The sequence below is a fragment of the Actinophytocola sp. genome (genome assembly GCF_035634895.1).
Classification (GTDB): domain Bacteria; phylum Actinomycetota; class Actinomycetes; order Mycobacteriales; family Pseudonocardiaceae; genus Actinophytocola.
Genome location: NZ_DASQCC010000126.1, coordinates 1 through 11,416, shown reverse-complemented (window position 1 = coordinate 11,416; position 11,416 = coordinate 1). Strand labels below are relative to the sequence as shown.

Annotated in this window: 9 protein-coding genes; 4 read left to right on the top strand and 5 right to left on the bottom strand. The window is 70.2% G+C overall.

The window, feature by feature from the left end:
- From VET29_RS18410 to VET29_RS18400, 3 genes are all read right to left on the bottom strand, one after another.
- A partial coding sequence (locus tag VET29_RS18410) for an error-prone DNA polymerase (protein WP_324921845.1) occupies positions 1-3,282 on the bottom strand: 3,282 nt, incomplete at its 3' end.
- A gap of 396 nt (positions 3,283-3,678) precedes the next feature.
- The gene (locus tag VET29_RS18405) at positions 3,679-4,155 is read right to left on the bottom strand and encodes a dihydrofolate reductase (RefSeq protein WP_324921841.1); all 477 of its coding nucleotides are present in this window, start codon (positions 4,153-4,155) and stop codon (positions 3,679-3,681) included.
- Complete coding sequence (locus VET29_RS18400; protein ID WP_324921839.1) at positions 4,152-4,949, bottom strand: thymidylate synthase; 798 nt, start codon at positions 4,947-4,949, stop codon at positions 4,152-4,154. The genes VET29_RS18405 and VET29_RS18400 overlap by 4 nt, the downstream gene beginning before the upstream one ends.
- Before the next feature lie 123 nt (positions 4,950-5,072).
- Here VET29_RS18400 and VET29_RS18395 point away from each other — a divergent pair, with 123 nt between their 5' ends.
- Positions 5,073-6,581: an alkaline phosphatase D family protein gene (locus tag VET29_RS18395; RefSeq protein ID WP_324921836.1), complete on the top strand. Its 1,509-nt coding sequence runs from the start codon at positions 5,073-5,075 to the stop codon at positions 6,579-6,581.
- Between the two features lie 11 nt (positions 6,582-6,592).
- Complete coding sequence (locus tag VET29_RS18390) at positions 6,593-7,795, top strand: hypothetical protein (protein WP_324921834.1); 1,203 nt, start codon at positions 6,593-6,595, stop codon at positions 7,793-7,795.
- A gap of 45 nt (positions 7,796-7,840) precedes the next feature.
- Here the strand turns inward: VET29_RS18390 and VET29_RS18385 are convergent, their stop codons facing one another.
- Positions 7,841-8,401 (bottom strand): DUF6292 family protein, encoded by a 561-nt coding sequence (locus tag VET29_RS18385; RefSeq protein WP_324921832.1) that lies wholly within the window; start codon positions 8,399-8,401, stop codon positions 7,841-7,843.
- Positions 8,402-8,415: 14 nt separating this feature from the next.
- Complete coding sequence (locus VET29_RS18380; protein WP_324921830.1) at positions 8,416-9,000, bottom strand: GNAT family N-acetyltransferase; 585 nt, start codon at positions 8,998-9,000, stop codon at positions 8,416-8,418.
- 667 nt (positions 9,001-9,667) lie between these two features.
- On the opposite strand from VET29_RS18380, the gene VET29_RS18375 reads away from it, so the two are divergent.
- Entirely contained in the window at positions 9,668-9,871 is a 204-nt protein-coding gene (locus VET29_RS18375) for a cold-shock protein (protein WP_324921828.1), read from the top strand.
- Positions 9,872-10,938: 1,067 nt separating this feature from the next.
- Complete coding sequence (locus VET29_RS18370) at positions 10,939-11,136, top strand: RGCVC family protein (protein WP_324921826.1); 198 nt, start codon at positions 10,939-10,941, stop codon at positions 11,134-11,136.
- Positions 11,137-11,416 lie beyond the last annotated feature (280 nt).

The following is an 11,416-nucleotide window of genomic DNA, read 5'->3' as shown; positions in this document are numbered from 1 at the left end:
CTCGGCGAGGTGCTCGCCGACCAGGTTGACCACCCCGTCGGCCAACTCCAGCTTGCCCCGCACGAGCATCGCCGGCGCCAGCCTGGCCACCCGCCGGTGGCGCTGCCACAGTCCCGGTGAGCAGACCACGTTGAGCATGCCGGTCTCGTCCTCGAGGTTGAGGAAGGTGATGCCGCCCGCGGTGGCGGGGCGTTGGCGGTGGGTGACGGCGCCACCGACGAGGATGCGGGTGCCGTCCGGGACTTCGGCGACCGCGGCAGTCGATAGGGCGCCCAGGTGGTCGAGGTGCTCGCGGAGGAACTCGACCGGGTGGCGGTCCGGGGTGACGCCGGTGGCCCACACGTCGGCGACCGTCAGCTCGATGGCGGTCATGCCGGGGAGGGACGGGGCTTGGCCCGCGGTGGCGGTTCCGGGGAGGTACTGGGGACGGTCGCGGGCGATGGCGCCTGCCTGCCACAGGGCTTCGCGACGGGCGACGCCGAAGGGGTGGAACGCGCCCGCGGTGGCCAGGGCTTCGAGTTGGGGTTCGGTGAGTTGGGTGCGGCGGCCCAGGTCCGCCATGTCCCGGTACGGGCCGTGGGTGTCGCGTTCGTCGACGATGGTCTGGGCGGTCTCGGAGCCCAGTCGGCGGATGGTGCCCAGGTCCAGGCGGACGGCCACGTCGCCGGTGCTGGCCGGGTGGGGTTCCAGTGTGGCGTGGGCGAGGCTGCGGTTGATGTCCGGGCGCAGGATCGCCACGCCGTGGCGGCGGGCGTCGGCGATGAGGGACTGGGGGGAGTAGAAGCCCATGGGTTGGGCGCGAAGGAGGCCGGCGCAGAAGGCGGCGGGGTGGTAGAGCTTGAGGTGCGCGCTGGCGTAGACGAGCAGGGCGAAGGACATGCTGTGTGCCTCGGGGAAGCCGTAGCCGGAGAACGCCTCGATCTGGCCGTAGATGGTTTCGGCCAGGTCTCCGGTGATCCCGTTCGTGGCCGCGCCGTCGTAGAACCGGGCGCGTAGGCGTGCCATCTTGGCGCGGGAGCGCTTGGCGCCCATGGCTCTGCGGAGTTGGTCGGCCTCGGCGGGGGTGAAGTCGGCGACGTCGACGGCCATCTGCATGACCTGTTCCTGGAACAGCGGCACTCCCAGGGTGCGGTCCAGCGCGCCCGCGAGTCTGGGGTGGGCGTGGCGCCAGGGTTCGCCGCCCCGGCGCCGGATGTAGGGATGCACGGAGCCGCCCTGGATGGGGCCCGGGCGGATCAACGCCACCTCGACGACTAGGTCGTAGAACTCGCGCGGTCGCAGGCGGGGGAGGGTGGCGAGCTGTGCGCGACTCTCCACTTGGAACACTCCGACGGCGTCGGCGGCGCACAGCATGTCATAGACAGCGGGGTCGGCGAGGTCGAGCCGCGCGATGTCGACCTCGTCGCCCTCGTGCTCGCGGACGAGGTCGACGGTGTAGTGGATGGCCGACAGCATGCCGAGACCGAGGAGGTCGAACTTGACCAGGCCGATGGCGGCGCAGTCGTCCTTGTCCCACTGCAGGACCGTGCGGTCCTTCATCCGCGCGTGTTCGACGGGTACGACTTCGGCGACCGGCCGGTCGCAGATGACCATGCCGCCGGAATGGATGCCGAGGTGTCGTGGTGCGTCGCCGATCTGTGCGGCGAAGGCCAGGACGTCCTGGGGGATGGGATGTTCCTCCCCGGGCTCGGCCTTGGCGACCGGGCCCCAGCGGTCGATCTGGCGGGCCCAGGCGTCCTGTTGGCCGGGGGAGTAGCCGAGCGCCTTGGCCATGTCGCGGACCGCGGATCTGGCGCGGTAGGTGATGACGTTGGCGACCTGGGCGGCGTGACGCCGGCCGTGTTTGGCGTAGACGTACTGTATTGCCTCCTCGCGGCGGTCGGACTCGATGTCGACGTCGATGTCGGGTGGGCCGTCGCGTTCGGGGGCGAGGAAACGCTCGAAGAGCAGGTTCCACTTCACGGGGTCGGCGTTGGTGATGCCCAGCGCGTAGCAGACCGCGGAGTTGGCGGCGGAGCCGCGGCCCTGGGCGTAGATGTCGTTGCGGCGGCAGAAGTCCACGATGTCCCACACGACCAGGAAGTAGCCGGGGAAGTTCAGCGCCTCGATGATCCTCAGTTCGTGGTCGAGCTGGGCGTGGGCCTTCGGGTTCTCCTCGCGCGGACCGTAGCGGCGGGCCGCGCCCTCCCACGTCAGGCGGCGCAGGTAGGTGACCTCGGTATGCCCATCGGGGACAGGGAAGGGCGGCAGGTCGGGGGCGACGAGGGTGAGGTCGAAGGCGCAGTCCAGGCCGATCGTCGCGGCCTGCTGGACGACGTTGCCGTAGCGGCCGAAGATCCGCGCCAACTCCTCGCCGGTGCGCAGGAACGCCAGTGGTGCGGGTGGTTGCCAGCCGTCCATGTCCTCCACGTCGCTGCGTGCGCGGACGGCGGCGACGGCGGCGGCGAGCCGGCCCTGGCCGGGTTGGGCGTAGTGCACGTTGTTGGACGCGAGCACCGGCACCCGCAGCTCCCGCCCGATCTCGAACAGCACGTCGTTGTGCCGGGAGTCGAGGGGGAGTTGGTGGTCGATCAGCTCCACCGCCACGTGGTCGCGGCCGAACCACTCACGCAACCGGAACACCTCCGCGTAGGCGGCGTCCGGACCCGAGGTGACCAGCGCCCGCCGCACGGCGCCCTTGCGGCAGCCGGACAACACCACCGCGTGCCCCCGCAGCTCCTCGACCACCTCGTCGAGGTCGTAGACCGGGCGGCCTTTCTCGCCGCCGCGGAGGTGGGCGTTGCTGATCACCCGGCACAGCCGCCGGTAGCCCTCCAGCTCCCGCGCCAGCACGAGCAGGTGCTGACCGACCGGGTCCCGCACACCGTTCTGCGGCCCGGGAAGGTCCAGGGACAGCTCGGCGCCGAACACCGTGCGCATCCCCAGCTCACGCGCGGCCTCGGCGAAGCGCACCACCCCGTACATGCCGTCGTGGTCGGTGAGCGCGATCGCGTCCAGCCCCGCCCGCGCGGCCTCCTCCACCAACGCCTCGGGTTGGCTGACCCCGTCGAGGAAGCTGAAGTTCGAATGCACGTGCAGCTCCGCGTACGGCACCCGGACACCCCCGCCGCAGAGGTCGTCGCTCATGTACCGGCCGGCCAGGTCCGGTGGTGGGCCCGCGTAGCCCTCCCGGCGGCGTGACCACGCCGGGCTGTCCCCACCATCGCCGGCCGGTGCCCCGACCTGGCCCGAGAGCGCCTGTTCCAGCTCCACCCACGTCCGACCGCCGCTGTTGAACCCCACCGATACCCACTCCCCACCGAGTCGCCGTGGGAAGCCGGCGTTCGAACATGTGTTCATGAGTATCAAGTGGACGGAAGATCGAAGTCAAGCCAAGCCGGCCAGGATGCCGACTTGGTCACAGATCGACTTCGTGACCTGCGACTTCGCCGCCGGAATCGAACCCTTGGGCGAGGGTGGGGGCTAGCATGGGCCGCGGGTCGGGTGTTCCGTCCACAAGGGACCGGGTGGGGAGTTGGTGGCTGTGCCGGACACGCGCCTGTGCGGGAAGTGCGGTGTGCAACCTGCGGGGCCGGGCGGGATCCTGTGTTCGGGTTGCCGCCAGCAGATCGAACGGCGACTGGATGACTACTGGGGGACCGGGGAGCACGGCGGCGATCCCCCGCCGGCCGAGCCGAGCTAAGTGGACTGTCGCAAGAGGATCCAGGTCAGGAACCGGTAGTGGAGCCCGGTCGACGACTCCCGCCACGCCCCGACGGAGTCCGGCGCGCGCCCGACGTCCGGCGCGTGCGTGTCGCCGTCGAAGGACTCCTGGATCTCGGTGACCTCGATCCGGTCCGCGAACGGCAGTGCCGCCCGGTACACCGCCGAACCGCCGATCACCCATACGTCCCCGGACACCGCGGCGAGCGCCCGCGGCAGGTCGGGGAACGTCTCCGCGCCCTCCTGCGGCGTGCACGACAGCACGAGGTTGCGCCTGCCCGGCAGCGGCCGGAACCGCGGCGGCAGCGACTCCCAGGTGCGGCGCCCCATCAGCACGGCCGCGCCGGAGGTCAGGGAGCGGAAGTGCTGCATGTCCTCCGGCAGGTGCCACGGCAGCACGCCGTCGCGGCCGATGACGCCGTTCGCCGACTGTGCCCAGACGAGCCCGATCACACCGCCACCGGTGCCCTGATGCCGGGATGCGGGTCGTAGCCGTCGAGCACGATGTGCTCGTAGGTGTAGTCGAACAGGCTGTCCGCCGGCTTCAGGCTCAGGGTGGGGAACGGCCTTGGCTCGCGTGCGAGCTGTGTGTGGACCTGGGTCTCGTGGTTGTCGTAGATGTGGCAGTCGCCGCCGGTCCAGACGAGGTCGCCGGCGCCGAGGCCCACCTGCTCGGCGATCATGTGCGTCAGCAGCGCGTAGCTCGCGATGTTGAACGGCACGCCGAGGAACAGGTCCGCGCTGCGCTGGTACAGCTGGCAGGAGAGCCGGCCGTCGGCGACGTGGAACTGGAAGAACGCGTGGCACGGCGGCAGCGCCATCCGCGGGATGTCGGCGACGTTCCACGCGGAGACGATGATCCGCCGCGAGTCCGGGTCCTCGCGCAGCGTGCGCAGCACCTCGCCGATCTGGTCGATGTGCCCGCCGTCCGGGGTCGGCCACGACCGCCACTGCACGCCGTAGACCGGGCCGAGGTCGCCGTCCGGTGCCGCCCACTCGTCCCAGATCGTGACGCCGTTCTCCCGCAGCCAGGTGACGTTCGCGTCGCCGCGCAGGAACCACAGCAGCTCGTAGGCGATCGAGCGGAAGTGCACCTTCTTGGTCGTGACCAGCGGGAAGCCGTCGGACAGCCGGTAGCGCAGCTGGTGCCCGAAGATCGACCGCGTGCCCGTGCCGGTGCGGTCCCCCTTGCGGGCGCCCGTGTCGAGCACGTGGCGGAGCAGGTCCTCGTACTGCGCGTCCGGCATGCCCGGAGCCTAGACGAGCGGTTCGGCTTGTTGGGGGAGTGACATTCGGCCGTTGCGAGGCATTTGTTGGTGATTAACTCATTAGATGGTGTTTCGTGCATCATCTTGTCGTAGAACGTTTCCATGTCCCTGCGTAGAAGAACGTTCTTGCTCGGCGGGGTTGTCGGGACCGGGGCGGGTCTGGTCGCCTTCCGGTCCGCCGGTGCCGCCGCGGCCGCCTATCCGTTCATGCTCGGGGTCGCGTCCGGGGAACCGTCGGCCGACGGTTTCGTGCTCTGGACACGGCTCGCGCCCAGCCCGCTCGCCCTCGACGGGTTCGGTGGCATGCCGGACAACCCGGTGGGTGTCGAGTGGCAGGTCGCCTCCGACCAGTTCTTCGGCACCGTCGTCGCGAGCGGCACCGCCACCGCAGTGCGGGCCTCGGCGCACAGCGTGCACGTCACCGTCGCCAACCTCCAGCCCGGCCGCGAGTACTGGTACCGCTTCCGGGTGGACGGGCAGATCTCCCCGGTCGGCCGCGCCCGCACCGCCCCCGCCGTCGGCACCAGCCCGGCCCTCACGATGCTCTTCGCGTCCTGCGCGCACTTCGGGAACGGCTACTACACCGCCTACCGGCGGATGGCCGAGGACCACCCCGACCTCATCCTGCACCTCGGCGACTACATCTACGAGAGCGGCGCCGCCGACGTGCGTGCCCACACCCCGGCCAAGGAGATCACCACCCTCGCCGACTACCGGGTGCGCCACGGCCAGTACCGCGCCGACGTCGACCTCCAGGCCGCACATCACGCCGCGCCCTGGGTGGTCGTCTGGGACGACCATGAGGTCGAGAACAACTACGCGGGCATGGTGCGGGAGAACGACACCCCGGCCGGCGACTTCGCGACCCGGCGCGCGGCGGCCTACCAGGCCTACTACGAGCACATGCCGCTGCGGTCCGCGCAGGCGCCGAACGGCCCGGACCTCCAGCTCTACCGGCGGCTCAGGTGGGGCAGCCTCGCCACCTTCCACATGCTGGACACCCGCCAGTACCGCATGGACCAGGCCTGCGGCGACGGCACCAAGGTCTGCCCCGAGGCCGACGACCCGGCCCGCACGATCACCGGCGCGACCCAGGAGGGCTGGCTGCTCGACGGCATGGGCCAGCATCTCGCGACCTGGGACCTGATCGGCCAGCAGGTGTTCTTCGCGCAGCGGCTGTCCTCTTCGGACGGTGCGAAGAGCATGGACTCCTGGGACGGCTACACCGCCAACCGCACGCGGATCCAGAACGGCTGGCAGTCACGGGGCAACACCAGCACCGTCGTGCTGACCGGCGACGTGCACCAGCACTGGGCGGCCAACATCATGAACAACTACGCCGGCCAGGACCGGGTGATCGGCACCGAGCTGGTGACCACGTCGATCACCTCCGGCGGTGACGGCAACGCCGCGAGCGACGGCACGTCCAGCCTGAACCCGCACGTGAAGTTCAACAAGAACCTGCGGGGCTACGTCCGCACCGTCACGACGCCGACCCAGATGAGCGTCGACTTCCGGGTCGTCGACAAGGTCTCCGTGCGCGACTACCCGGTCCGGACCGAGAAGAGCTACGTGATCCAGGCCGGCAACCCCGGCCTCCAGAACCCATGAGACGGAACGGCATGAGACGCACGATCATCACCGCACTGTCCACTGTGGGCACTCTCGTGCTGCTCGCCGCGCCCGCGTCGGCGGACGGCACGGTCACGTGGGCCCCCGTCCACACCACGAGCACCGGCGACCAGGACAACCCGTCGGTCGCGACCTCCCGGGGCGGCTACACGGCCGTCGTGTGGGAGGACGACCGCGACGCCACCAACCCCGGCGACGCGGTGCACACCGAGGTGTACGCGCGGCTGTACCGCGACGGCACCTCGTCGTGGGAGAAGAAGGTCTCGCCCGGCGGCACCGGGAACTGGTCCCACGTGCAGCCCGACGTCGCGGTCCGCCCGGACGGCGGCGTGGTCGTCGTGTGGGCCGACGACAACGACGGCAACGGGTACTACCAGATCCGCGTCCAGACCTACAGCGCCGCGGGCGCCGACACCGGGTCGGCGACGGCCAACGCCACGGCGGCCGGTCAACAGCTCAACCCCGAGGTGGCGGTCAACCCGGAGGGGCCGGGCTTCGCGGTCGTGTTCGAGGACCAGCAGGACGGCGCCCAGCCGACCGTCCGGCTGTCCGGGTACGACTCGATCACGGCGAAGGCCTACGAGAAGCAGGTGCATGCGACGGGCGGCACCAACCGGCACCCGGACGTCGCGATGGGCGCCGCGGGGAACGCGATCGTGGTGTGGGACGAGGACATCGACGCCAACGGGTTCTACAACGTCGGGCTGGCGAGCTTCACGCCGACCGGCGCCGTGAAGCTCGCGAAGCGGGTCGCCAACCAGGCCACCGACGGACAGCAGGAGAACGCGACGGTGGCGGCCGACTTCAACGGCGACTTCGTCGTCGGCTGGGAGACCGACCACCTCGGTGGCGACCAGCTCGGCGTCCGCTCGTTCACCGCGACCGGCTCGGCGCCGGCCGAGGCGTTCATTCCGGGCAACGACCCCCAGGTCGGCATCGACGACCAGCGCGACGCGGTCGTCTACTGGACCGAGAACGACGACGTCTACGTCCAGGGCCTCAACCCGGACGGCACCGGCAACGGCCGCCAGCCCAGGCTGCGTGCCAACACGGTCGCCACCGGCCGCCAGACCCAGCCGGCGCTCGCGGTGGACCCCTTCGGCCGCATCACGATGACCTACAGCGACGACCCCGACGGCGACGACTTCGACGACGTCACCATCGGCACCGGGCTGACGAACTCGACCTGGTGAGCGGCACGGGTGGGCGGGCAGGCCCCCGCCCACCTGGGCGACGGCTCAGCCGCGTCCGCAGACCGCGGCCATCCTGTCGGCGAGCGCCGTGCGTTCGGCGGGGGGCAGCACCGGCCGGATCCTCGTGACGCGGCCGCCGGCGGCGGCGTCGGCGACGAAGCGGGCGACCTCGGCGGGTGGCGGCACGGCGTCGCCGTCGAGGTAGGCGACGACCTCCGGGGGCTCGGTGGGGGTCGTCTCCACCGCGATGTACCAGCCGAGGCGTTCGTCCCACACGAGCATCAGGTCGCGGCCGGGCTGGTGGCCGGCGCGTTGGTCGAGGCCGATGTACGCGGTGGCCGTGTCGGTCACCTCGTGTCCGGTGGCCTCGGCCGGCACGCCGACGGCGGCCGCCACCTGGTGGACGTAGACGGCGAGTCGCCGGCTCAGGGGCACGGTCCGGTGCACGGGGTCCTCCAGACCGAGCATGGACAGCATCGCGATGAAGTCGTCGCGGTCACGGGCGTTGCCGGCGACGGTCCGCACGGCTCGCCGCTGTAGGTCGGTACGTTCCTCTCCCGCTCGGGTGCGGGCATCGTCGAACAAGGACCGGGGGCTGGGGGTCATCGTGCTCCTGTCGATCACTCGTGGTTCGGTGGCCGGTGGCCGGTCGGTGCGCTCCGGTCCAGGTCGGCCTGCCTCAGCCGGAACACCTGCAGGTCGAGGCCGAAGTACTTGGTGGTCTCGCCGACCCATTGCATGCCGTTCTCCCGCACGGTCGCGGCGGTGTTCTTGTTCTCGGGGCGGACCACCGCGAACAGTTCGTCGACCTCGTGGCTGAACGCCCAGGAGGCGAGGGCGAACATGGCCTCGCGGGCGTACTGGTCGCCCAGCCCGGACGGGATGAGGTGCCAGCCGATCTCGAGGTCCTCACCGCCCGGGGGGAGGGGAAGCAGGATGGCGCCGCCGACGACGCGCCGGTCACCGGTGTGTTCGATGGCCCACCTGCCGGCGGGCGCGGTCAGCCGGGCGTCCTCGGCGATCCACTGCTGGAGCAGTATCCGCATGGTCGCGAGGCTGTCCACCCGGTCCATGGCCGGGCTCAGCCGGTGTGCGACGTCGGGGTTGCCGTAGATCTTCAGGGCCGCCGGCGCGTCCTCGACCTGCCATGGACGCAGGGTGAGCCGGTCGGTGGACAGCGTTCGGGCCGCGGTGCCGGCGATCATCTGGCTGCCGCTCTCTCCAGGCGTGTCACGCCGATCACCGGCCCCTGGGTGGCGAGGCCACGGGCGTCGCCCGCGGCCAGCGCCTCGAGGGATCTCGGGGCGGGTGCGAAAAAGTTGTGATGACGTGCTCATTCCCGTAGGCGTAGAGACAGCTGCCCGACGGTTCGAGCAGAGTGCGCGGGGGTGCCGGGCGCACACGGCCAACCGCGTCGACGCGTCGGCCGGAACGGGTCGGCGGCGACGTTTCGCGGAGCCGATGAGATGGTGGCGCTTCCGTCCTCCCGGTCAGCACGGTGACCTGGGCTCGGTAGGCCGAAGACGAGACCGGCTCTGTTGCCGGCATGCGACTAGCCGTCGACACCATCGACTCTACCAGCCGATCCACGGTCGTCGCGGGCCGGTTCCCGGCGTCGAGCAGCGGGTCAGCCCCCTCGAACGTCCACTGAGCACGGTCGTCATCTACGGGGCGCCACCGCTCGGTTACAGCGGCGGCCGACATCGTGTAGGCTGGACGAGGTCGTTTGTTTTGTGTTCGTGTTAACGCGCGCTCGCGAAACGATTTGTTGCGGGCGTGCACGTTTCTCCAGGTTGGCGGAACGGTCCGTTGCAGACAACCCGGACCGCCGCATGAGCGGTGTTCCGTTTCCAACTTGTTGAAGGACACAGTATGGCTCAGGGCGTTGTGAAGTGGTTCAACTCCGAGAAGGGCTTCGGCTTCATCGCGCCGGACGACGGTTCCGGCGACGTGTTCGTGCACTACTCGGAGATCCAGGGCGGTGGCTTCAAGTCCCTGGAGGAGAACCAGCGCGTGGAGTACACCGTGGGCCAGGGCCAGAAGGGCCCCCAGGCAACCGCTGTCACCCCCTTGTGACCTGGTCCGGGCATCGCCCGGACAGCATGTTTCATCGAGTCGGCAGATCCCGTTGACAAGCCCGGGATCTGCCGACTCGGCGTTTCTGCGGCCTGTCGGGGCAGGCTCGCCACCGAGGTCCACTCGAGAAACACGGGGCGGTCGGCGTCCGCCACGGCTTCCCCGCACACGGTGTGTCACGGCCACCGGCGAAGCGGTGTCGTCCGCGGGCACCGGGCGAGCGGCGCGCTGAAAGACAGCTAATGGTCGCCGGTTTCGGGGAACCGGGTGTAGGCTCAAGTTCAGCTGAGGCGTGTTCGACGCGACGTTGATTCCGCGTCATCCCGAAACGAGAGTGCCACACGCGCACCCACTCGCTGTGCCGCAGCGCCTACTTGCCGTTTGAAAGGACATCCACCATTACCAACACACAGCCTGCCGGCGTCCAGTTCAGCCATCCGCTCGCCGAGCAGACCAAGAGCGACGCACCAGCCGGTCACATGGCACATGAGAACCTGTTCCGCGAGCCCGTGCCCGCCGCCGGTCCGCAGCACGACGCCGAGGCAGCGCCGCGGCGCACGAGCGGGCGTCGGTCGGCGGCCTGAGACCAGTCGTCCGCGGGCCGCCCATGAGCGGCTCGCCCGTGTGACCGGCGTCGCTTCCCGACCCCTACCGACCTCGAACTCAACCAGTTGGCACTCCACGAGACCGTGGGGCTAGTGGTCCCGTGGCGGCGACTGGTGCACGAACGGCTCCGTCCCGCGCCGGCGGGTGCGATGAAGCCGAATCCCTTGGTGCCGTTGAAACATCGCGCGGTTCCCGGCACCCATTCGTGAGCTTCCGGGCTCGACGGCGTCCACCGGTGGCAACAGTCCACAGTGGGCAAATGGTTGTGTGCGAAGAAAGTACCTCTCGGTGTCCTGTGTGGACCTTCGGGGTCGCGACGAGCCGGCGGCCCGTGGCTCGGGGTGCCGTCGTCGAGCGATTTTGCCTGGTACGCGTAGGCTGTAGGGTGCGAACCTTCGCGAGTCTCCCGGTGAGTCCGACACCGCTAGATCCGAGCTTGAACAGGACGAGCGGGAGTAGACGTGGCTACGACTCACACGCATCCGAACACCACCGTACCCGGCGGCGAGACATCGCTCGCCTGTTCCGCGTGCGCCCATCCCTGGGCCGAGCATGACCAGATCGCCGCGCGGTTCTGCACCGCCACCATGGTGGGACACCACGACCGCGGCTGCGTGTGCAGTGTCGTGCCCAAGCCCGGCGGCACACAGGCCAACTGACGGTCGACACCTCTCTGCGGACGCGGCGCCGACGTACGGTGCTGCACTCGTCAGCGGCGCCCGGCGGTAGCTGCCGATGACGGCGTCGGCCACGGTGCCGGACGAGCTTCCTGCGCCGATGCCGCGGCGTGCGGTCGTGGTGTCAGGTGTTGTGGTCGAGGATGGTGTCGCGGTTGGCGTTGCCGTCGACGATGTCTTGGGCGAGGGTGGTGAGTTTGATGTGGTGGGCGCGTGCGTAGCCGCGGAGGGCGGTGAAGGCTTGTTCTGGGGTGGTGTGGGT